Annotated in this window: 19 protein-coding genes; 10 read left to right on the forward strand and 9 right to left on the reverse strand. The window is 49.0% G+C overall.

The window, feature by feature from the left end; all coding sequences use genetic code 11:
- From puuC to puuD, 3 genes are all read right to left on the reverse strand, one after another.
- A complete protein-coding gene (gene puuC, locus OGX67_RS20675; protein WP_204584031.1) occupies window positions 1-1,488 on the reverse strand; it encodes an aldehyde dehydrogenase PuuC in 1,488 nt (495 codons plus the stop codon).
- Between the two features lie 138 nt (window positions 1,489-1,626).
- Window positions 1,627-2,184 (reverse strand): HTH-type transcriptional regulator PuuR, encoded by a 558-nt coding sequence (puuR, locus tag OGX67_RS20680; RefSeq protein ID WP_003830877.1) that lies wholly within the window; start codon window positions 2,182-2,184, stop codon window positions 1,627-1,629.
- Between the two features lie 25 nt (window positions 2,185-2,209).
- Complete coding sequence (puuD, locus tag OGX67_RS20685; protein ID WP_257652018.1) at window positions 2,210-2,974, reverse strand: gamma-glutamyl-gamma-aminobutyrate hydrolase; 765 nt, start codon at window positions 2,972-2,974, stop codon at window positions 2,210-2,212.
- 212 nt (window positions 2,975-3,186) lie between these two features.
- Here puuD and OGX67_RS20690 point away from each other — a divergent pair, with 212 nt between their 5' ends.
- The gene (locus OGX67_RS20690; RefSeq protein WP_257652019.1) at window positions 3,187-4,605 is read left to right on the forward strand and encodes a glutamine synthetase family protein; all 1,419 of its coding nucleotides are present in this window, start codon (window positions 3,187-3,189) and stop codon (window positions 4,603-4,605) included.
- 343 nt (window positions 4,606-4,948) lie between these two features.
- Window positions 4,949-6,337, forward strand: coding sequence for an APC family permease (locus OGX67_RS20695; protein ID WP_003838705.1), 1,389 nt, complete (start codon window positions 4,949-4,951; stop codon window positions 6,335-6,337).
- Between the two features lie 172 nt (window positions 6,338-6,509).
- Here the strand turns inward: OGX67_RS20695 and OGX67_RS20700 are convergent, their stop codons facing one another.
- Entirely contained in the window at window positions 6,510-8,732 is a 2,223-nt protein-coding gene (locus tag OGX67_RS20700) for an EAL domain-containing protein (protein ID WP_257652020.1), read from the reverse strand.
- 504 nt (window positions 8,733-9,236) lie between these two features.
- Window positions 9,237-10,349, reverse strand: coding sequence for an agmatine deiminase family protein (locus tag OGX67_RS20705; protein ID WP_110248956.1), 1,113 nt, complete (start codon window positions 10,347-10,349; stop codon window positions 9,237-9,239).
- A 403-nt stretch (window positions 10,350-10,752) separates the two neighbouring features.
- Here OGX67_RS20705 and OGX67_RS20710 point away from each other — a divergent pair, with 403 nt between their 5' ends.
- A complete protein-coding gene (locus OGX67_RS20710) occupies window positions 10,753-11,316 on the forward strand; it encodes a DJ-1/PfpI family protein (RefSeq protein ID WP_257652021.1) in 564 nt (187 codons plus the stop codon).
- A 56-nt stretch (window positions 11,317-11,372) separates the two neighbouring features.
- Here the strand turns inward: OGX67_RS20710 and OGX67_RS20715 are convergent, their stop codons facing one another.
- Together OGX67_RS20715 and OGX67_RS20720 are read right to left on the reverse strand one after the other, a co-directional pair.
- A complete protein-coding gene (locus tag OGX67_RS20715; protein WP_257652022.1) occupies window positions 11,373-12,119 on the reverse strand; it encodes an SAM-dependent methyltransferase in 747 nt (248 codons plus the stop codon).
- A gap of 10 nt (window positions 12,120-12,129) precedes the next feature.
- On the reverse strand, window positions 12,130-12,387 hold the full coding sequence (locus OGX67_RS20720; protein ID WP_003021255.1) for a YjhX family toxin: 258 nt from the start codon (window positions 12,385-12,387) through the stop codon (window positions 12,130-12,132).
- A gap of 1,317 nt (window positions 12,388-13,704) precedes the next feature.
- Here OGX67_RS20720 and pepT point away from each other — a divergent pair.
- The 4 genes from pepT (at window position 13,705) to OGX67_RS20740 (ending at window position 17,604) form a co-directional block, all read left to right on the forward strand.
- The gene (pepT, locus tag OGX67_RS20725; protein WP_003021259.1) at window positions 13,705-14,961 is read left to right on the forward strand and encodes a peptidase T; all 1,257 of its coding nucleotides are present in this window, start codon (window positions 13,705-13,707) and stop codon (window positions 14,959-14,961) included.
- Window positions 14,958-16,319 carry a C4-dicarboxylate transporter DcuC gene (gene dcuC, locus OGX67_RS20730; protein WP_286527127.1) on the forward strand — a complete coding sequence of 454 codons (1,362 nt, stop codon included), beginning with the start codon at window positions 14,958-14,960 and terminating at the stop codon, window positions 16,317-16,319. The genes pepT and dcuC overlap by 4 nt, the downstream gene beginning before the upstream one ends.
- A 322-nt stretch (window positions 16,320-16,641) precedes the next feature.
- Window positions 16,642-17,271 carry a DUF2913 family protein gene (locus OGX67_RS20735; protein WP_008320988.1) on the forward strand — a complete coding sequence of 210 codons (630 nt, stop codon included), beginning with the start codon at window positions 16,642-16,644 and terminating at the stop codon, window positions 17,269-17,271.
- A gap of 96 nt (window positions 17,272-17,367) precedes the next feature.
- Window positions 17,368-17,604: a hypothetical protein gene (locus OGX67_RS20740; RefSeq protein ID WP_086503740.1), complete on the forward strand. Its 237-nt coding sequence runs from the start codon at window positions 17,368-17,370 to the stop codon at window positions 17,602-17,604.
- A gap of 101 nt (window positions 17,605-17,705) precedes the next feature.
- Here the strand turns inward: OGX67_RS20740 and OGX67_RS20745 are convergent, their stop codons facing one another.
- Window positions 17,706-18,335: a LysE family translocator gene (locus tag OGX67_RS20745; RefSeq protein ID WP_003021269.1), complete on the reverse strand. Its 630-nt coding sequence runs from the start codon at window positions 18,333-18,335 to the stop codon at window positions 17,706-17,708.
- Window positions 18,336-18,444: 109 nt separating this feature from the next.
- Here OGX67_RS20745 and OGX67_RS20750 point away from each other — a divergent pair, with 109 nt between their 5' ends.
- The 3 genes from OGX67_RS20750 (at window position 18,445) to foxA (ending at window position 22,675) form a co-directional block, all read left to right on the forward strand.
- Window positions 18,445-19,350 carry a LysR substrate-binding domain-containing protein gene (locus OGX67_RS20750; RefSeq protein ID WP_286527129.1) on the forward strand — a complete coding sequence of 302 codons (906 nt, stop codon included), beginning with the start codon at window positions 18,445-18,447 and terminating at the stop codon, window positions 19,348-19,350.
- A gap of 111 nt (window positions 19,351-19,461) precedes the next feature.
- A complete protein-coding gene (locus OGX67_RS20755) occupies window positions 19,462-20,445 on the forward strand; it encodes a helix-turn-helix transcriptional regulator (RefSeq protein WP_257652024.1) in 984 nt (327 codons plus the stop codon).
- 121 nt (window positions 20,446-20,566) lie between these two features.
- Entirely contained in the window at window positions 20,567-22,675 is a 2,109-nt protein-coding gene (gene foxA / locus OGX67_RS20760) for a ferrioxamine B receptor FoxA (protein ID WP_085954044.1), read from the forward strand.
- 99 nt (window positions 22,676-22,774) lie between these two features.
- On the opposite strand, the gene OGX67_RS20765 is transcribed toward foxA, so the two are convergent.
- On the reverse strand, window positions 22,775-23,284 hold the full coding sequence (locus OGX67_RS20765) for a hypothetical protein (RefSeq protein WP_226999280.1): 510 nt from the start codon (window positions 23,282-23,284) through the stop codon (window positions 22,775-22,777).
- Window positions 23,285-23,428 lie beyond the last annotated feature (144 nt).

Below are 23,428 nucleotides of genomic sequence, written 5' to 3' on the forward strand. Positions count from 1 at the left end.
TTAAGACTCCAGGGAGATCCAGATGGTTTTTAATTCGCTAAATTTTTCCAGCGCATGCAGGGATTTATCGCGTCCGTTACCGCTTTGCTTATAGCCGCCGAATGGCACGGTCATATCACCGTCGTTGTAGTTATTCACGAAGACCGAACCGGCCTTCAGGCGGCGACTCATGCGGTGTGCGCGCGACAAATCACGGGTCCAGACCGCGGCGCCCAGACCGTAGTCGCTGTCGTTGGCCAGCGCCAGAGCTTCGGCTTCACTGCTAAAACGGGTGATGACCAGTACCGGCCCGAAGATTTCATCGCGGCTGACGTGGGCTTGCGGCGCGGTGTCGACAAAAATAGTCGGGCCGATGGCCGCCGGGTGTACGTGGCTGCGGCCATCCAGCGCCAGCGTGCCTTGCGCTTCACCGTCGCGAATAAAACTGTGAACGGTGTCGGCATGCGTGTTGTCGATAAGCGTGCCCATCGTGGTTTCCGGATCCAGCGGGTTGCCCGGCTGCCAGTTTTTCGCCTGCTCTTTTAAAAGCGCGATAAACTCGTCGGCAATACTTTCTTCCAGCAGCAGACGCGTACCGGCGATACAAACCTGGCCCTGGTTATAGAAAATACCTGCCGCTGCATTAGCGGCGGCTTTCGGCAGATCCGGGCAGTCGGCAAATACGATGTTGGCACTTTTACCGCCGGCCTCCAGCCAGACGCGTTTCATGTTGCTGTCGCCAGCATCTTTGAGCAGTTGCTTGCCGGTGCGGGTCGAGCCGGTAAACGTGATCACATCAACATCCGGATGCAGCGACAGTGCCTGGCCCGCCTCGTGACCGTACCCGCTCACAACGCTGAGCACGCCATCGGGCAAACCTGCTTTTTTAGCCAGTGCGGCCAGGCGAATCGCGGTCAGCGGTGATTTTTCGGAAGGCTTGAGGATCACGCTGTTACCCGCAGCCAGAGCCGGGCCGAGCTTCCAGCAGGCCAGCAGCAGGGGAAAATTCCACGGCACGATGGCCGCAATCACGCCCACCGGTTCGCGGACAATCAGCGCTAAATCGTTCACCGAGGTAGTGGCAACTTCACCATAGACTTTATCTATCGCCTCGGCGTACCAACGGATGGCGCGTGCCGCGCCGGGAATATCATCACGCAGGCTATGGCGAATCGGTTTACCGGTGTCGAGCGTTTCCAGTAGCGCCAGCTCCTCGTGATGCTGCTCCATTAAATCGGCGAGTTTGTGCAGCACCGCTTTGCGCTCTGCGGGTGATGCCTGCGACCAGTCCCCGCGTTCAAACACGGTGCGGGCTGCGTTGACCGCGCGGTCAACATCCGCTTTTTTGCCGCGGGCGACTTTGGCGAGCGGGCGTTGTCCTGCCGGATCCTGGGTAATAAAGGTTTCGTTATCGGCGGCGGCACAATATTCGCCGTTAATAAATAAACGGGTTTCCGGTGAATAATGGCTGGCTTTCTCACGCCAATATTTAAGATTCTGAAAGTTCATAGCTACTCCTTTTATATCAATAAGATAAAGTTCGTTGCTGATCTTTTTCAGGCAAAATCAGGCTGCACGATACCCCAGGGATGTACCCTGTTAATGCGCGTTATTTAAGAAGGCCTGAGAAACTCAGGCCGCTACTTATTAGAACGTGGTGGGAGTGTGGGCACTGATGATGCGGCAGATCCCCGCCGAAGTGTTGCTGAAGCTGTGTGGTATGCCGGTGTTAATGGCATAGCTTTGCCCTGCAACAAGAGGATACGTTTGACCGTTGATGGTCAGTATCACTTCACCTTCCAGTATTGTGCCAATCTCTTCACCCTGATGTTTAATTCTCTCCCCGGTTGTCGTGCCTGGCTGATAGGTTTCAAACATCATTGCCAGCGTGCGATTCGGATTTCCGTTGTGTACCAGCTTCATGGATACTCCCTGACTCCCGATCTCAATCAAATCATCCTGATTGATAACCACCTGCGGTTCGTCAGGCTTTTCCGGTTCCGCGAAGAACTCGGAGAGCGACAGCCCATATACTTTCAATAGCTTTTGCAGCGTACTGATGGCAGGACTGACTTTATCCTGCTCTATGGTGCTGATGGCGCTATGCGTTAACCCAGACAGTTCGGCGGCACGACGCTGCGAAAGACCCAATTGCTGGCGGATCTCTGACAAACGTTTACCCGGCGCCAGGCCGTCATCGCTCATAATTGCATTTCCTTAACTGTAGTGGTCAGAGTCGCTGTTTTTCAGCGAGGTGGTTCTGACAAGCGGTGATAAAACCTTCAAGTAACAAACGCGACAGGGCGTATTCGCTACTGTTCCATTCCGGGTGCCACTGCACGCCGAGCGCGAAAGGATGGTCATGGACGCTGGCAGCTTCCACTAATCCATCCTGCGAGCGTGCTTCCACGCGCAGCTGCGGGCCAAGGTTTTTTGCGCCCTGACCATGCAAGGAGTTAACCCAAAACGTGCTGCAACCTGGTATTAACTGAGATAGCAATCCTCCCTGTTGAACCTGGACTTCATGAGATGGCGCATATTGCTGCTCCACCGGGAGTTCCGCATCTTCACGATGTTCCAGGAACTGTGAGTGATCGCACAGGCGACGATACAGAGTCCCGCCAGTGGCGACAACTAATTCCTGTAAGCCCCGGCAGATGGCGAAAATGGGAATGCGCCTTTCGAGCCCGGCGGTAATTAGCGCCATGCTCAGAAGATCACGCCCGGGATCGGCGTCAGACTCATCGCCATTTTCACCATAGAGGTGCGGCTGCACATTGCTTGGGCTTCCTGGCAGGAAGATACCATCCAGTTTCGGTAACAGCGCGTTCAGCAATTCGGGTTCCGCGAGCGCATGGGGCAGCGCTATCGGTAATCCACCGGCATTTAATACCGCATTCAGGTACTTTTCTTGCAGAGTCTGGGTCTGGTGACCCTTAAGCCTGTTCCTACACATCACTACACCAATAACTGGCTTGTCAAATATATTGCCCATGATCGACCTCACGTTTTGGAATAAATTATTGCCAAACGGTTCCTTGTTGTGCAATTCCGTTCATTATTTTCTCAATCTAGCAGCGGAATAACCTTCTAGCAAACTTAATTTAACATTTGACAAACAATTTGTTTGCATCCAGAGTCGAATGGTGGACATTATATTTAACAGTCAAATCACAGAGCAGCTTACCAGGCCAACGGCGGTGAATCATGGAAACCAATATCGTAGAAGTTGAGAATTTTGTTCAGCATTCTGAAGAGAGACGAAGTAGCGCGTTTGCGCGCGAAGTTAAGCAGTATCTGGAACGCTATCCTAATACGCAGTATGTGGATGTGCTGTTAACCGACCTTAATGGTTGTTTTCGCGGTAAGCGCCTCCCGGTTGCTGGATTGCATAAGTTAGAGAAAGGCTGCTATTTCCCGGCATCTGTTTTCGCGATGGATATTCTTGGCAATGTGGTCGAAGAGGCGGGATTAGGCCAGGAGCTTGGCGAACCGGATCGGACTTGTGTACCGGTGGCAGGCACGTTAACCCCTTCGGCCGCCGATCCTGAATTTATTGCACAGATGATGCTGACGATGCTGGATGAAGATGGCGCTCCCTTTGACGTTGAGCCGCGGAACGTACTGAACCGACTCTGGCAGAAACTTCGCCAGCGCGGTCTGTTCCCCGTCGTAGCGGTAGAGCTGGAGTTCTATTTACTCGATCGTAAGCGCGATCCCGAAGGTTATCTGCAGCCGCCGTGCGCGCCGGGTACGGACGATCGCAATACCCAAAGTCAGGTTTACTCGGTTGATAACCTGAACCATTTTGCTGATGTGTTAAACGATATCGATGAACTGGCCCGTTTACAGCTGATCCCGGCTGACGGCGCAGTGGCTGAAGCCTCACCTGGGCAGTTTGAAATCAACCTTTACCATACCGATAACGTGCTCGACGCCTGCGATGACGCGCTGGCGTTGAAACGTCTGGTACGGCTGGTGGCGGAGAAACATAAGATGCATGCCACGTTTATGGCAAAGCCTTATGAGGAGCATGCCGGTAGCGGGATGCATATCCACATCAGCATTATGAATAATAAAGGCGAGAACGTGCTGGCCGATGCGAATGGCGATGATTCCATGTTACTTAAGCGTGCGCTTGCCGGGATGATTGATCTGATGCCCGCATCAATGGCGCTGCTGGCGCCGAATGTGAACTCTTATCGCCGCTTCCAGCCGGGTATGTATGTGCCGACTCAGGCTTCCTGGGGGCATAACAACCGTACGGTGGCGCTGCGTATTCCCTGCGGCGATCGTGATAACCATCGGGTTGAATATCGCGTGGCGGGGGCGGATGCCAACCCGTATCTGGTGATGTCGACCATCCTGGCGGGGATCCTTCACGGTCTGGATAACGATCTGCCGCTGCAGGAAGAAGTGGAAGGCAACGGACTGGAGCAGGAAGGGCTATCGTTTCCTATCCGCCAGAGCGATGCGCTGTGGGAGTTTATGCAAAACGACAGTCTGCGTGAATTATTGGGTGAGCGTTTTAGCCACGTGTATCACGCCTGTAAAAACGATGAATTAATCCAGTTTGAACGTCTTATCACCGACACTGAAATTGAGTGGATGTTGAAAAACGCCTGACAGTCGTACAGGTCATTTAAAAAGAAGTCGCATCATGCGGGCTGAGCGGAGCCAGCCCGTCAAAATTGCAGGAATACCTGCCATTTCCCGGATGTCGCGTAATGGAGCGCGGGCGACAACGGGTCTTCAGATAACCGACAGAGTTTGTGACGAGGAAATGTGATGATGCCAATGTTTAAAAACCAGCCCCGCGTGAGCATCCATGGCTCCCGCAGTAAGTACGGACCGCATCTGTGCCGTGCAACATTGACGCCTTTCTTATGGCTTTCTACCCCGATACGACCCAGGTCTGCTGTTCCCACATTTCGAACGCAGATCTGGGCTCGTCGCGGGGAGGAAAGCTATGTCGACTAATTCTTCTGTGGATCTTGCAGCCCAGCCGGGCAAAGCACAGCTGCGTAAATCTCTCAAGCTGTGGCAGGTAGTGGTGATGGGGCTGGCCTATCTCACGCCGATGACGGTGTTTGACACCTTTGGCATTGTTTCGGGTATCAGCAATGGCCATGTTCCGGCCTCCTATCTGCTGGCCCTGGCGGGCGTACTGTTTACCGCCATCAGTTACGGAAAGCTGGTGCGCCAGTTTCCGCAGGCCGGTTCGGCCTATACCTATGCGCAAAAAGCGATTAATCCGCATGTGGGGTTTATGGTCGGCTGGTCGTCACTGCTTGACTACCTTTTCCTGCCGATGATTAACGTACTATTGGCGAAAATTTACCTTTCCGCGTTATTCCCGGGGGTTGCGCCATGGATTTGGGTGGTGCTGTTCGTGGCGATCCTTACCGCGGCCAATTTGAAAAGCGTTAACCTGGTGGCGAACTTCAATGCCCTGTTTGTCCTGGTGCAGGTGGCGATCATCGTGGTGTTTATTTTCCTCGTGGTGCAGGGGCTGCACAAAGGCGAAGGGGTCGGGACCGTCTGGTCGTTGCAACCGTTTATTAGTCAGAATGCGCATTTGATTCCGATTATCACCGGGGCGACCATTGTCTGCTTCTCGTTTCTCGGCTTTGACGCGGTAACGACCCTCTCTGAAGAGACGCCAGATGCTGCGCGCACCATTCCAAAAGCCATTTTTCTTACCGCGCTGTACGGTGGACTGATCTTCATTGCCGCCTCGTTCTTTATGCAACTGTTCTTCCCGGACATTAGCCGATTCAAAGACCCGGATGCGGCGCTGCCGGAGATTGCGCTGTACGTCGGCGGCAAGTTGTTCCAGTCTATTTTTCTGTGCACCACCTTTGTGAATACGCTGGCGTCAGGTCTGGCGTCGCATGCCAGCGTTTCTCGCCTGCTGTATGTGATGGGCCGCGATAACGTCTTCCCGGAGAAGTACTTTGGTTATGTCCATCCCAAATGGCGTACTCCCGCGTTGAACGTCATCATGGTCGGGATTGTGGCGCTGTCGGCCCTGTTTTTTGATCTGGTGACCGCTACGGCGCTGATTAACTTTGGCGCGCTGGTGGCCTTTACCTTCGTTAATCTGTCCGTGTTTAACCACTTCTGGCGTCGTGAAGGACGTAAGCATACCTGGCAGGAAAAGTTGCACTATCTGGTATTGCCAATGGTCGGTGCCGCCACGGTAGCCGTACTATGGGTGAATCTGGAAGTGACATCGCTGACGCTGGGACTGGTATGGGCCGGCGTCGGGCTGGTGTATCTCGCGTACCTGACCGGACGCTTTCGTAAACCGCCGCCGCAGTTTGACGCCGCGAAATCTGAGCGCGCCTGGGAGTGATGGAAACGGAATCGATCGACGTGTTTGGTTGAGTTGGGTTAAAAATGAAATACGGTATGTCGCGGCAAACGGTCGCGGCATACCTGATTTAAATGATGTACCACTTGCTTTAGGGAATAAAAAAACCGGCACGGGAGCCGGTAAGTGGAACAATGTAGGAATATAATTATTATTATAATTCAGCCAACTCAATAGGAACGGGTTTCCCTATATGGTATCCCTGTAACCAACCAATACCCATGGTAATTAGCATCTTTTCAATTTCCTCATTTTCAACAAACTCAGCTACTACTTCCATGTTTTTGAGTTTTGCTACTTCGCAGAAGGATCTGACGGCGCATCGACTAAATTCATCGGTCAGTATATTACGGATGAGGGAGCCATCAATTTTCAGAATATCTGCGTCTAATGTTCTGAGTCGTGAATAGCTTGACGCCCCTGTGCCAAAATCATCAATAGCAATTTTAGAACCGGCTTTACGTAATGCTCTCAGAACATCAGTGACATTAGCGTTGTCAATGATATCTGATTCAATGACTTCAAAAATTATACGTTTAGGTGCGATGGAATATTTTCTAAACAATGTGAAAACATTATCAAGAAAATCAATTTTATTAAGCGAGTCAGGTGTCAGATTAATGGAGAAATGACTGTTCGGGTCAGATTTCTGCCGTGACTGTATAAAACGAAATGTTTGCTCAATAACAGTGATATCCAGTGCAGGAAGTAATCCTGCCTCGCGAGCAACCGGTAGGATGGTGTCTGGAAAGATTAACTTACCATCAACCATTTTTATCCGAATAAGTATCTCGTGATAACGTGTCAGTCCCGTAGTTGAAACGATAGGCTGAACAACCAGCATCGTTGATACGATGGGTTGAGCCATAAGCTCAAACGATTTTCTGTCAATTGCTTTTTGCAACATATGACGAATGACAGCCTGACTGACAATTTTATCACCTGGCACCTGCGGGCTGAGTAACAACGGTTGTCCCTGCATTAACGAGATGTAGCTTTGGGTATTAAGATGTTTAATTGCTTGTGATAAATTTTTAATCAGGTTTTTCTCGGTGGTATATGCCACACCACAAGATAGTCCCAATTGGTAATCCTTCCAGATAAAACGAAAAGAGTTTAGGTCTTTGTAAAGAGCAGAAATGTCAGGGACAGTATCAAGGCGAAGAATTATTCCATGACCTGGTGCGTAATAAATGTTACATGTATCCTTAATCAATTTACGTACATATGCGCTTAGCGCTTTTACAAATTCAAAACGGAATTCTATTCCATGAGTTTGCTCCAGCGTATTCAACTCTGTACAACGGATGTAACACAAGCACTCTGTTGCGTGTTTACGGATGTCCATTTGCAGGGCCTGAAAGTTAGGCAGTCCGGTATTAGGCTCTGATCTAAAAAGTTGTTTGAGGCGGCGGAGATATTTTCGGTTACGGACCACAAGTACACCGGTAACAACAATCGTAAGAGAAAAGACAAACACTATCGTGGAGGAAATCACGAGACTATGTAAATAATTATTATAGTTATCCGGTGAAATATAACTGTTTATATAATATCCCAACAGGATGAGCATTGTTACCCATACAGGGGATATAAAAGCATGGCCAATGCAGATCACTCCCCACAGCATTACTGGAAGTAACCACAGTAATGAATAGTCTGTAAATATAAGAATATCTTCTCTGATGACGATCAAAGCGGACATAATGCAGAGTAACAGCACCAGCCATAATACTTGATACAGAATAGGAGGGCCGGATTTTATCAGCGTCTTCACTTGTCTGATGTATAAAATGCACCATGCAGGGTTTTGAACGCTTCTAAGCAACAGATAACAAAAAGGGATGCCAGTCAGGCAAGAGTTCATCAACCACTGTAAGTTAATTAGTGTTTGTAGTGTAAAAAGGTTTGTGATCGGTGCTGAGGCAGTGTTTGACTGGAGCCAGTGATCAATCGAGATGAATAGTAAGGCGTTGCAACACACGAGCCAGACAATACGCAGGGTTGTAAGCTGGCTACGACCAAAGCTAACCGCGCCTCGTTTACCTGTCGAGAAAAAGTAGAGTGTCTGGCTAATGAGAGCAGCCAGTAGCTGAGCCGTTAGCGTGAATACCGAAGATAAAGAGTAAGAGTAAAGGGCATACAAGAAAAAGGCACCCAAAATTGGCAGCGCCTTTTGCCGGTATAAAACCAGCAGTGCAGAAATAAGAGGTAAAGTGAGATCGTAAAAATGCAGTGTTATACCCGCAACATCCTCTTGCTTACTGAGATGACCAGCGATCAGCTGTAATGCAAAAAACGCGATGCCTACACAAAAATAGTCTCTAAATGTATTAATAAAATTTATATTTTCAGTTTTTCTTAGCAATATCATCATTCGCAATTCTCAGTGAGTTATCACCGTTCTCGATTTAAGTCATCTACTTAAAACAGGTTAGACTGGAGGTTTGAAATGTGTATTTTTGGATGTTTTCGCTAATTGAAAACCATTCTAAAATATGTTATGTAAATTTTTTAAAGGTAACCCTCGATAATTTCCGTGTGTTTCACAACGCAGGGAAGAACAATCTTTATGGCTGTGCTGATAATAAAAATTCCGTCAGTAGCCATTATTTAAGACAGAATAGATGATCGATAAAAACGATCAATATAAATCTTTTGATAGATTTTATCGATAGGTTTGGCAGATCATAAATACCACGAAAGATCGATAAAAGCTATTAAAATGTTATTTTTTAATGGTGTTTATTTCATAAATGTTAATTGAGCACTTTGTTTATTAAAAATTAACCTATGCAGGCATCCTTCTAAAGGAATTATTATGATATTGGCAGGAAAGTGAGTTTCCCCACCTTCCCACAATACACTCAATTGTTAATCATTAACGAGGTTGCTGCTGTGTCGCGCAGTGAATGCCGCCGCCGCCAGCCGCAATGCCATCAATATTCAGTTGTATAATTTCACGATCGATAAACAGCTCCTGCAAAATAGCATGGGTATTACGATCGGTGCGCTTATCGCCAAATTGTGGTGCAATGACGGCATCATTACACAGATAAAAATTGATATACCCTGCGGCAAAATCATCACTCGCATAAGTCTGGCGGATGGTAGAAGGTCCTTCCAGCGTGACTACCTTCAACCGTCGGCCTTTGGCATCCGTGGCGGCTCGTAATATGTCCAGATGACGTCGGGTGATCGCGTAATCAAAGGACGACGGATCCTGCTCAAGACCTGTCACCACCGTACCCGGATGCGTGAACCTGGCATAAAAATCTGTATGGCCGTCGGTAATATCCTTGCCGGCAATACCCGGCAACCATATGATTTTCTCCAGACCTAGCAGTCGCTTAAGTTCTTCTTCGCATTCGGCTTTGCTGACGCCGGGATTACGGTTGGAGTTAAGCACGCAGCTCTCGGTAATAATCGCCGTGCCTTCGCCGTCTACCTCAATACCGCCACCTTCCAGAGTCAGCGCCGAGCGGATGAACTCGGTATGAACGTAATCAGTAACGAATTCAGCCACATCGGCATCACGTTCGTGCTCTTGCTTATTGCCCCAGCCGTTAAAATTAAATCCCACACCGCCGAGCGCACCGCTGGCGCTTTTCACAAACACCGGCCCGGTGTCGCGGATCCACAGATCGTCTATTGGGTGAACCAGAAGATTGACCGACGGTCCGCACAGACGCGCGGCGAGTTCGCTGTCTTCTTCGCGTACCAACATATTTACGGATTCAAATGCGGCGATGGTTTTAGCAACTAGCGCCAGGTTTTCCTGCACCACCGGTAGCAGATGAGGCTCCCAGATCTCCGCACTGGCACCAAACGCCATCCAGGTTGCCGCATGCGGTGCGCCTTCATCCGGCATTTGCCAGCGGCGGTCCTCTGTTGCGCGGGCAAATTGGCTAAAACTGATGCCTGTCATACCGGCGAGTAGCATACTCGTTGAAGTCACCAAACCTTGCCAGACGAACGAACGTCTTGTCATCATAGGATTAACCTTTACGTATATTTATCTGATATTGGATGAATAAAATAATAATAGATAGTTAATGTTCTGCGTATTTTAAATATTGAATAACAAATGAATTGATTGCGGATAAGTTTCATGCGGAATATATCACAGGAGATATTCGTTGCAATCTCTTCGTTTTATATTATGAGTAAAATTGACTACTATTAAAATTTCTCAACTATATATTTATATATAATTTATATTTATCAGCATGAACATGTGTCACGCCGTAGGCTCTGAAGCCTCGTCAGACGGGCCTTGCCGCGGATTGTGATCTGGCCGATTGTTCTGTTGTATTTATTAATGCCATGAACCGTGTGGACTATAGTAAAGATGGCCGTTATTTCTCATCATTAATAACCATGAGTGGGGGATGTGAATGAAGAAGATACTGATGCTGGTCGGAGATTATGTCGAAGATTATGAAACGATGGTGCCTTTTCAGGCTTTGCAAATGCTTGGGCATCGTGTGGATGCCGTCTGTCCGGATAAAAGTCAGGGTGACTACGTTCAAACCGCCATTCACGATTTTGATGGGGCACAGACATACAGTGAAAAGCCAGGACATCGTTTTACGTTGAATGCGAATTTTGCCGAGGCGCGGGCCGCCGATTACGACGCACTGTTGATCCCCGGCGGTCGTGCTCCGGAATATCTTCGACTGAATCCAGATGTCATTAAGCTGGTGCAAGATTTCAACGCTGCCAATAAGCCTATCGCTGCGGTTTGTCATGGGCCCCAACTATTAGCGGCGGCGGGAGTGTTAGAAAACCGGACCTGTAGCGCTTATCCGGCCTGCGCGCCTGAGGTTCGTCTGAGCGGTGGACATTATGCCGATATTGGCATTGATCAGGCCCACGTTGATGGCAATCTGGTGACGGCACCAGCATGGCCCGCGCATCCGCAATGGTTAGCTAAATTTGTTGAAGTATTAATGAAGTAAGCGACGATGAGATGAAAAAGTCGGTATAACCAGCCTGGCTATACCGACAGGAGATATTACCTCTGCATGAGTGCGAACACGCCCCACCCGATATATTCCCGGGTGAAGGTAACGTGGCGTGCTGGTGAACTGCTCAGTTGCTCTCTGACTTCGACGGCAAACTCATCGTCCGGATTTGCCTCCAGCCACCGGCGCATCGTCAACCATTTTGCCGCCTCGTATCTGTCCCAACCCTCCTGGTCAGCCAGTACCATTTCGACCACGTCATAACCGAGCTGGTCGAAAGACGAAACGCGTTCTGGCAGAGAGAGGAAATCAGTCACTGAGGTCGCGCCGCAAGACTTAGCGATCTCCTCCGTTGCGGGTATCTGGTGCCAGTACGGTTCGCCGATGAGCAGGATCCCGCCTGATTTGAGACTTTGTTCCAGCTGTTTGACCGTTCCGGCAATGCCACCGGCAATCCAGGTTGCACCAATGCAGGCGGCAATATCGAATTTTTCTTCGGCGATATAACCTGTTGCATCGGCATGAATAAAACGCACGTGCTCAGTGACACCCAATTCACTTGCCCGCAGGGTGGCTTGCTCGCTGAATAACTGGCTCATATCGATACCAACGCCGGAAATTCCATGATCGCGTGCCCAGGTGCACAACATCTCGCCAGAGCCGCTGCCGAGATCCAGGATGCGGGTTCCTGGGGCCATCCGTAAAACCTGACCTAACGTTGCATATTTCTGCGCGGTGAATGGATTATGAATGCGATGTGCGCTTTCGCTGATTGTAAAAATCTTCGGGATATCCATCTCTCTCTCCTTAGCGATTATCCAGTTGGGCGCGAACGTTGTTCAGCCCAGTGGTATTGATGCGGTAGGGCTGACCATTGACGGATTTGATCAGTTTTTTCGTTCTGAGCTTTTTGAATACATCGAGCGTGCAGTCGCAGAGCAGTAACCCTTCGCGGCTATAGCATTCGACGGAAGTGACACGACCTGATGCATCACGGACGTGAGCAATACGGCCACCTTTGGCGAGTACGTGTAAGGTACGTTGTTCCTGACGGGATAAATTCATACTGGAAAACCTGTTTAATCATCATGTGCAAAACGTGCAAACACACAGTGGTGTCCGCATTCGATTTCGGCGCATTGATAACCAGTCCGGCCTGAAAAGGTCGGTAAGCTGATTATCTGATGATTACATTCTCCAGCATCAAAGCCTCGGGTTGAGTTGATAGATATTTACCTGCTGAATCATACCAGCCTGGACGAGTAGGGGAATCGTCCTGTCGGGAAAATGTGATCTATGACGAAAAATTGCGTTTAGCTTATTTTATGATTTTTTAACTCTCAGCTAGCTGAGTGGTGTATGAATGTATTAAATTTATTGAATTTTCAGACATCGTCAGTAGCGGTATTGGTCGTAATGATGTGTAGTTGGTCTCACTTGCGTCACACTATAGATTAGTGATATTTAATCTTTTCTTATCTTAATTTTGTTTTATTTGATAAACAGGTCTTTATTATAAAAAGAATTTTTAATGGTGTTTGTTTTTAATTCTATTTAGGAATTTTCTTAACGTCATGAAGTGTGTATACTCAATCCTGCAAGAAGCTCTTCTGTTATCATCAAAACTATAAAAATGTCCTTAACACCCGTATTACCTCTGCCCTGTATCTCTTCTCAGGGGAGAGGTTTTTTTTCTGTATATTATTTTGATAGTCATCATAAATAGATAATTTAATATTATTGTTCTTGTTGCATTACATTAGTGATGACGACAGATTTTTTTCTCTGAATCATACGTCACTATTGAAATAGTATCGCTATGAATCTATTTTATAGTGAATAGTGTAATTTTATATTTATTTATAGCGGTATTATATAATTTTTCTTATAACTGCCTGTTTTTCAGCGTTATGTTAATTCTCGCTTTTGAAATAATTGTGATTTTGTTCACGGATTTTAGTGCGTTAAGTGGCTATTTGTAGAGAGGTGCAAACGGTTGCATTTTGCTGTTACAGCATTCGTTCATTAAAAAATATAGCGATGGTATATCTTGTGTCGGTATTGGGTGCAAGAATCTAAATGATTTTTATTATCTCTTAGATATACGAATACCGTTTATGACTTCTGTTAGCTTAACACCATGGAAAATGCAGTAAAAACAGACAGGGAATATGATTTCATCAATCAGAACGGAGCTTTTAATCACTGGCATAATTACTGGCTTTTTATCTTCCTTTTTATAAATCGTTGTCGTAATGCTCATAAAGTCAGCATTCTGGGATGAGTGCTGATTTTATTTTGTTCTCAGATTATTCAACCCACGCTGTATGCAGGTCTTCTCTTGCAGTACCTCGTAAATGATACATTAAAGGATCTCCTGGAATGGATATTGTTGAACGCTTTATTAACTACACGAAAATCAATACCACGACCTCAAGGGAAAATGGTGCTAATGGGATAATGCCTTCTTCACCTGGTCAAATGGAACTGGCAAAACTGCTGGCAGTAGAACTTGAAGCATTAGGAATGGAAAACATTGAGGTCAGGGATACCGCTATTGTGACAGCGACATTGCCTGCAAATACGGACGACGCGATCCCTGTCGTTTCCTTTTTTGGTCATCTCGATACCAGTGCGGAACAGACTGCGGACACAAAAGCACAACGTCTTCACTACAGCGGTGGGGATTTGTGTCTGAACCAGGAGCTAAAAATTTATCTGCGCGAAAGTGAATTTCCAGAACTGAAAAATTATATCGGTGATGACTTGCTGGTGACGGATGGTACCAGTCTGTTGGGGGCAGATGATAAAGCCGCCATCGCCGCGATTATGAATGCTCTGGAGTACCTTGTCGCACATCCGGAGATTAAGCATGGGCCGGTGAAGGTCGGTTTTGTTCCTGATGAAGAGCAGGGATTACGAGGTGCAAAAGCATTTGATGTTGCGGCGTTTGGGGCTGATTTTGGCTATACCCTGGACTGCTGCGGCATTGGAGAATTTGTCTATGAGAACTGGAACGCGGGTGATGCGGAAATCATCTTTACCGGTCAGTCCGCACACCCTATGTCGGCCAAAGGTAAGCTGAAGAACTCTCTGCTGATGGCGCATAAGTTTATTGCGATGCTGCCCGGAGGAGAGGCGCCTGAGTATACGGAAGGACGCGAAGGGTATTACTGGGTAAAACAACTTCAGGGTAACAGTGCCCGTACGGTACTTAAGCTGGATATCCGGGATTTTACCGAAGAGGGGTATAAGGCGCGTATGGCATATATCCGCCAGCTGGCCGTCAGCACCTGCGCGCTGTGGGGAGAAAACAGCGTGGTCTGCCATTTAACCGATCGCTATGCCAATGTGTTCAATAGCTTGCAGGGCGATGCTCACTACCCGATTGATATTGCGTTACGCGCGTATCAGAAGTGTGGCATTACCCCGCAACCTGTCGCCATGCGTGGTGGATATGATGGCGCAGTGTTATCGCAGAAAGGACTACCTTGCCCGAATATTTTTACCGGTGCCCATAACTTTCATTCGATTTATGAATACCTGCCGGTGCGTTCACTGCGGGCCGCCAGCGATGTTGTGGTAGCGGTCATTGAGGAAACCTTTGCTGAGTTCGCGCAGGGGAGAGCTCAGTCATGATTCAGGTGTTAATTGCCCTACTGGTGATCGTGGTGGTCGCGCGTCTGATCCTGAAAGGTTATCGCGCTGAACCCGTGTTGTTCATTGCTGGCCTGGTGTTGATGATTTGTACGGCGTTAACCGGATGGGGTTCTGTATTACCGAAGGGGGTTGCCAGTACGGGGATTTCATTTCTCGATCCTTTCGAGGTGATGCGCGATCTCTTTAGTACGCGTTCCGCCGATCTCGGCCTGATGATCATGGCGCTCATGGGATTTGCGCATTACATGGATCATATCGGGGCAAATGAAGCGGTTGTGCGGGTTGTGACGAAACCTTTGCGCGCGCTGCGTTCGCCCTATGTGCTTCTATTTTTCTCCTATCTGCTCGCCAGCCTCCTGCAGTTGGCCATTCCATCCGCCACCGGGCTAGCCGTGTTGCTGATGGGGACGATGTTCCCCATTATGCTGGGGTTAGGGCTTTCTGCGGCCTCAGCCGCTGGGGTTATTGCCACATCGCTTGGTGTGGCATATACCCCGACAGCCATCGATGCTATCAGGGGATCTAAAGCGGTCAATATGGATGTGGTGGAATACGTTGTTTACCACCAGGGACCCGCAGCGCTGGCAACCGTGCTGGTCGTCGGCGTCTGCCATTTCTTCTGGCAGCGGCATTGCGACCGTAAAGCGGGGACACTTCCACGAGAAATCGGTAGCGCTGAGGTAACTGACTCAGGAAAAGCCCCGGCTTTTTATGCGCTGCTCCCGATGCTTCCGATACTGATGGCGGTGGGATCATCGGAAATGTTTGTCAGTGGTATTAACCTGAATATTATCACCATTGTGCTCATTTCGATGGCTGTCTGTATGTTGATTGAATGGCTGCGGGTGCGTGATTTAAAGTCAGTATGCGAAGGATTCAGCCATTTCCTTAAAGGCATGGGCACTGCCTTTACCGGGGTAGTTGGGCTGCTGGTTGCGGCAGGTGTTTTTGCTCACGGGATTAAAGTTATTGGTGCCATTGATCAATTAATCCTGATGGCGGAGCACGTGGGATTACCCCCATTTGCTATGGCGGTGGTGTTTGCGCTGGTGACGCTGGCGGCAGCAATTATTATGGGATCGGGTAATGCGCCATTCCTTGCTTTCGTTGAGCTGATCCCGCAAATCGCGGCAAGTATGGGCGCTAACGCTGTTGCCATGATCCTGCCGATGCAGCAGGCATCACATATGGGGCGGGCAATTTCACCGGTTTCCGGCGTGGTGATTGCCGTTTCCAGTGGGGCGAAAATAACGCCATTTGATGTGGTTAAACGTACCGCCGTACCGCTGATTGTGGGCTTTGTAACTCATACCCTGATCATCGGTATTTTCTATTAACTTCGTTTGTAACAAGCAAACTTCCGGCTTGCTAAATGCCCGGTAGTTTGCTTTTTCTGATTACAGCTCTCATCACCGCAGATGATATTGATTACTGGTGATTATTATTAACTTTTATCTTTATCGCATTATTCTTATTGGACATTGTTGAGCTATTCTGGATTAATGATTAATAAGTATGATGTATTGTATTTGCACGTTTATTACATAGGGATAAGTTAATCTGGATCATATTTTGGCGATTTTAGTTGTAGTAATTTTTTAATAGAGTAATACAAGAATAACGTGGAATAACAATGACGATTTATTTGGGCAGGTTTAAGTGGTAAGGGATTCTGGAAGAGTTAGTACGTTACGACATCATTATCAGGATGATCTGGAAACATTTACCTGGAGTGCGTTAGTTGCAATTGGTATCGCAATAAAGGATCATAAGATCTACTCCAAAATGTCAGAGCATCTATTCATTATGCATTGGCTGGCTATTGCCAAAAAAAGAAAAATATTTTCGAAGAGCATTGTCAGTGAGCTTCAGTGGCTAATTGATGAGGGGAAGAAAAAAAGCATCAATGCACAACTTAAATTTAAAATAGAATATTTGTACGCCACGTCGAGTGGTGACGTGACAATGCAAAACGACTATTTTAAATTTACTCATACGATTGAAATATTGAGAAATAATGGATGGGAGAGCTTTCTGCTCACTCCAGAGAAGTGGCAAGGACTTCATGAAAGTATTAAGGTCAGAAAAGGTGACTTTATCTTTATGGATGATGCCCGGCTTCAGGAGTGCTTTGGCGTGCAGGGCGAGATTGTCAAACCTTTCTGTATTCGAGTGTACGGCGATGTTGAGTTTGCAAAGTTAACGTTCATCAAACATAACCTGCCGGTTGAATTTGTGAAACACATTTCGAATGAGTTTCATTATTTCAATTTTCTTTCTGTTAAGTAATGCTTAATTGATATAGAGGAAAAATTTCTTTTTGTTCAAAGAGTAGTGATCTACTTGTGAAAGTATCGGATATATACCACGCGCAAAGGATAGCGAATGTTTACTCGAAAGTTAGTGATTACAACCGAATGGATAAGGTTGTCGGATACGTCAGACAATATGTCCATTTCTTTTCGGGGCGTTCTTGAGATCGGTGAAAGCACAGTTGTGCCAGATGACAATACACCTCTACTTCGTTTAGAAAATGACATGGCACCTATCGTCGTTGATGCGTTATCATGGGTGAGGGTGCCAGTTGAACGCCATGAAAATGTTATCGTCTATATTTTCTGAATCCGGGCTTATTAATCCATTAATAATATTAATGTCGATTTGTTCTTATTTTATCCTTCCCGGTGCAAGATGAGATGTCTGGCTGAACAATTTGTTGAGGATCACATCACGGGTGAGAGCATTTGTAGTGCGTGTACATTATAAATAATGCCAAACACCGCCACCGCGAGCAGAAAAAGAGAGGAGATAAAACCGCTGCATCTGGCAAAGCGCGCTGGTATCCAGCGTTTGAAAACCACGATGTAAAAAGACAGCACCGTCACATCAAAAATAACCCACACCAGCGTTAGCGTCAGAATGCTGGTGGTGAAATCTTGCGTAATGGCAATGAATTGGGGGAAAAACGCTACGAAAAACAAAATGTCCTTTGGGTTGGCGACCCCGGTCAGAAATCCGTGGATAAGCCCGCTGTTATCGCGTTTTCGCGCACCCAGCCCGGGGTTTGAGGCCCTGGCCCGCAGGCCATTAATCGCCATCACTCCGATGTACAACGATCCCACAAGACCCAGTACGCCAAGCCATATCGCAGAGATTGAAACCACGCCAGCTAGCATCAGTGCAGCCAGAGCAATCAGTACTAAAGAAGCGCCGTTAGTGCCAATCAGCGTGAGAAAAGCCCGGCGATAGCCGTGCTGCGCCGCGGTGGTGGTAATCAGCGCCACGACAGGACCCGGTGTTAACAGCAGGGTTACTACGCTGAGGCTATAGGCAGCCAGTAAAGTGAAATTCATACCTGATTATCCTGATGATATTTTCCACCAGTATTCCGTTTACGTAGCGCATTGAAAAACGAATAAAACTGCGCTCTACTGTGAGTAAAACTCAACATAGAAACTCACGATGACGCTACCTCCGTTGTATGCCCTGAGGGCTTTTGAAGCCGCAGCCCGTCTGGGAACGTTCAGCAAAGCCGCTATTCAACTTAACGTGACGCCGGGCGCGGTAAGCCGTCATATTCGCACTCTGGAGGCATGGTTTGGCTGTGAGCTATTTATCCGCAGCGGCCCGCGTATCGAGATAACACCTTCTGGCCAAGGGTTAGCGCAGCAGTTGACGGCTGGGTTTCAGAGTCTGGAACACGCGTGTCATGCCTTTCGCAGCAGCAGTTATGAGCTACGGCTGAAAGCGCCGTCTACGTTGACAATGCGCTGGCTTCTGGATGTGCTGCGTCTTTTCCGTGAAGCGCATCCGACTCCGGTGATCGGAATTTCCAGCGTCTGGATGGATACCGATTCGGTATCCTTCAGTCGTGAACCGTATGACTGTGCGATCCTGTTAGGGAATGGCCATTTTGGTGACGATACCGACAGCCGGTTGCTGTTTCAGGAGTGGCTTATCCCAGTGTGTTCACCCGCACTGCTGGTGCAGGCGCAGCGCGATCTTTCTGCCTGTGAACTGATTCATCCCTCAGCGGATCGCCGAGACTGGCGTCGGTGGCTGCAACGCACTGGGAAGTTTCCGGCGTTGAATCTTGCGCGAGGCAAAGTGTTCGACACCCTGGAGCAGGGTAGTCTTGCCGCGATGAGTGGTCATGGCGTGTCTGTTGCCGACCTGCTGCTAAGCCTGGCGGCCATTCAGGCAGGGATGTTGGCGTTACCGTTTAAAGATGCTGTGGCGACTGGCGAGGGGTATTACCTTGTCTGGCCAAAGGCTTCAACACGGCTCAGAAATATTGAGCTGCTGTATCGCTGGTTAAAAGAGGCTGCGCCGTGTGCCTCCTCGGCAGATCTAAACTGGCTGGATTAAGCTGTTTATTTTGCTGATAATGGTTCTCATTATTATTGTCGTATTGTGCAGGTAATGGTAATGTTGCTTCAGTTATAAACCGTTAATCCCATTTCCTGTGCAGAAGACAGCATGAACAACACCACCGCCCTGAATGCCTCCGGACGCGTCGCTCGCACTTTCTCCGTCAGCGAGTTTATGGATTTTGGTGAGCGCTACGGGATCGATTACCGCTTTCCCCTGTTGGCACAAAGACCGGATTTGCCGTCTGGCAGCCCTGTTCTGCAAGGTGAAATTGAGGAGATGACTCTCCCCTGCGGGATGTGCGTGACACACTCCGACGTACAGGTATTGCAACCCTACGAAACCACCTCTCGCCACGACAGTCCTCTGTATATGCTGGTGGTACTGGAAGGCTGCGTGATCCTGACGCTTAACGGACAGGAGCATGTGGTGCGCTCCGGCATGGCGTTTAGCTCACGCCTGAGTGAGCACCAGACGATGCGTGCCCGTCATCATGCTGATTGTAAACTCCGTACATTATCGCTCGGTTTATATCCTGACGGCGCGTATCGCACGGGGTTGCTTGAATCGTTGATGCGCGAGTGGGAAAGATGCCAGACGCCGACGCTTATCTGGCAGGTGCCGGGGTTTTTACTCAGCGGGCTGCAGTTCGCGCAGCAGAGTACCATTAGCCATGTTTCTCGTCAGCTGATGCTGGAAGGGCTGATATTACAACTGTTCGGTCATGGCCTCAGCATGTGTCAGGTCGAGAGCGGTAAACGTCTTGCGGCGAGCGGTGAGCAGCAGCGGCTGGAGGTCGTTCGCCGACTGCTGGAGGAGAGTCCCGAAAATGACTACACCCTTAATGAACTGGCCCAACGCGCGGCGATGAGCCCCAGCAGCCTGCGCAGTAAGTTCCGTGCAGCCTATGGCTGTTCGGTATTCGACTACCTGCGCGATTGCCGTCTGGAACATGCGCGCGGCTATCTACTGGAAGGATATAGCGTACAGCAGGCGGCCTGGATGTCGGGTTATCAGCACGCCACCAACTTTTCTACCGCTTTTCGTCGCCGTTACGGCTTTTCGCCCGGCGATTTACTCAAACCTTGCTAATCCATATTTGCGTTTTACGCACGTGATTTCCTGACAATTTGGCACTGCGCATAGGCAACCTGGCATCCGGCATAGCTATCTCCGTCAGCAAAAAGGTAATAATTCTCACTTACAATTAGACATGCCTTTGGAGATATTCATGTTCGCGAAGACTCGCTTGGCGCTGCTGGTGGGATGGGTGACCGGCAGCGTGGCTTTTCCTCTGCTGGCGCAGGAAACAACAAAAAACGATACGGTGGTTGTCACCTCGCAGATGCAGAGCGGGGCCACGAAGCTTGCCACGCCGGATATTGAAACGCCGCAGTCGGTATCGATCGTTACCCGTGAACAGTTTGAAGAGCAAGGCGCAACCAGCGTACGCCAGGCCGTCAGCTATACGCCGGGGGTTTACAGCAATCAGATTGGTGCCTCCAACCGCTTTGACTACATTGTACTGCGTGGCTTCTCGGATGGCAGCCTGGACAACGTCTATCTCGATGGTCTGAAGATGATGGGCGACACCAACTCACATAGCTCGCTGGTGGTTGATCCGTGGTTCCTCGAAGATATCGAAGTCGTACGTGGCCCGGCTTCCGTACTGTATGGCCGTTCCTCCCCGGGCGGTATTGTGGCGCTGACCTCACGTAAGCCGTCGTTTGATGCGGGCGGTGAAGTGAAGCTGTTTGCCGGCAACAATAACCAGCGCGGCGCGGCGTTTGACGTCACCGGGGCGCTGGATGATAACGATCGAGTGGCGGCGCGATTGAGCGGGATGACGCGTTACGCGGACTCGCAGTTTGGTCCATTGAAGGAAGAACGTTACGCGCTGATGCCCAGCCTGACCTGGCGTATCACCGACCAGACGCGTCTGGATCTGATGGCCTATCTGCACCGTGACCCGGAAGGCGGAAGCCACTCCGGTCTGCCGTATGACGGCACCGTGGTTCCGCATTACGGGCAAAAGATCTCCAATACCTTTTACGAAGGCGAGGATGATTATGACAAATACGATCGCCGTGAAAACATGGTGGGCTACAACATTGAGCATATGTTTGATAGCGGTTGGTCGGTGCGGCAAAAGCTGCGCTATCTGCATACCGACGTTGAGCTGAACCAGGTGTATGCGGCGGGCTGGTTGAATGAAACCGAGCTTAATCGCGGCTACTCCGGCTCCGATGAAAAAATGTCGGCGATTACGCTGGATAACCAGCTCGACGGCAGCTTTGATACCTGGCAGGTAAACCACCGTTTGCTGGTGGGGATCGACTATCAGGATCGCAGCAACAATACTACCGGTTACTACGGCGCTTTCCCGCCGATTGACGCCTTTAATCCGGTGTACGGCGCGAAGCCTGATTACATCGACATGTATGCGCGTGAGAAACACAAGCTGCGCCAGACGGGTTACTATTTGCAGGATCAGATGTCATGGGATCGCTGGCGTATTACGCTCGGTGGTCGCTACGATCAGGTCAGCGTTTCTAACATTGATAAGATCAAGGATACTCGCAGCGATCTGGATAAAAACAACTTCAGCACCCGCGCCGCGTTGCTCTATTTGTTCGATAACGGCTTTGCGCCGTACGTGAGTTACTCCACTGCCTTTACGCCCACCAGTTTTGCCGATGAGAACGGTAATCTGCTGGACCCGATGAAAGGCAAGCAGTGGGAAGCCGGGCTGAAATATGAGCCGGAAGGACTTAACAGTCAGTTCAGCGCGTCGGTGTTCCGTATCAATCAGACGAATATAGCCACTAAAGAAGAGCCGACCGATCCATACCGCTCGATTGGGGAAATTGAATCTGAAGGGGTGGAGCTGGAGGCAATTAGCCAACTGACGGATAGCTTCCGTTTGCAGGCGGCGTATACCTATACCGACATTCGCTATAAGAAAAGCAGCCCGGAAGAGCAGGGCAAGCGCGCAGTGTACGCCCCGCGTAACCAGGCCAGTGCCTGGCTGAGCTACGATGTAAAAAGTGGTCCGCTGGACGGTCTGACGTTGGGTTCAGGCGTGCGCTACGTTAACGGTATTACCAGCGATCGCCTGAATACTCACACCCTGCCGTCATACACTCTGGTGGATATGGTGATTGGTTACGACTTAACGAATATCGGTATTAAAGGGTTGAGTGCGCAGCTGAACGTTAACAACCTGACCGACAAGCGCTACGTTGCGGCCTGTAACTCGCTCTCATACTGCTACTTCGGCGCCGAGCGCAGCATTGTCGGCAGTGTGTCCTGGAAATTCTGATGTTTTAGCCGGATGCAGCGCTGGCGCCTTATCCGGCCTGGTGCAGCGTGCAAATTGTATGCCTGATGAGCGTAGCGCATCAGGCATAGTGGATTGCGGTTATTGTGTAAAACCGTTTTGCATACAAATCTGCGCGCTGGTTCTCAGAGTAAAGGAGACTTTGTCTGGGTACTGACTGTAATAGTTATGCTCTTCTTCCAGCCCTTTTGCCTGCGCCAGACGTACCGTTTCCAGCGAGCAGGTACGGTAGATCAGGTCTTTATTCATATTGGTCTGCTTCTCGCGCTGTTTATCTGCGGAAAGCGCCAGCCAGTTTTCGGACAGTGAGTAATCGTAGACCACCCTATTTCCTTTCGCCTGCACGTTCTCAATGGTAATAAATTCGTCGATTTTCAGCCTTGGCTGCCCACGCATTTTTTTCTTATCTTCTGCGGCGGCGTATTGGGCCAGCGCATGAATATCCATACTGGCTATTTTCTGTTTATAAGCATCTACATAGGCGGTAGGTTGCTGATAATGCTGAGCGTAAGCGTTTCTTAATTCCCCGTCACTCATCGTACAACCAGCCAGAAACAGAGGTAATAGCAGTGCCAGTTTTATTTTAGTCATGATGTTATCCCGTTCATTATTTTGATCCCAGTCGCCCATAACAAAATAGAAAAATTATTACGGATGATATTTAAGGTTGTATAAACGAGAGCACGATGGCACAAGTTCAATTGTCTTAAAATGGCAGGACAGACGGGAAACCCT

The organism is Citrobacter sp. Cf118 (assembly GCF_030334095.1).
Taxonomy (GTDB): domain Bacteria; phylum Pseudomonadota; class Gammaproteobacteria; order Enterobacterales; family Enterobacteriaceae; genus Citrobacter; species Citrobacter freundii.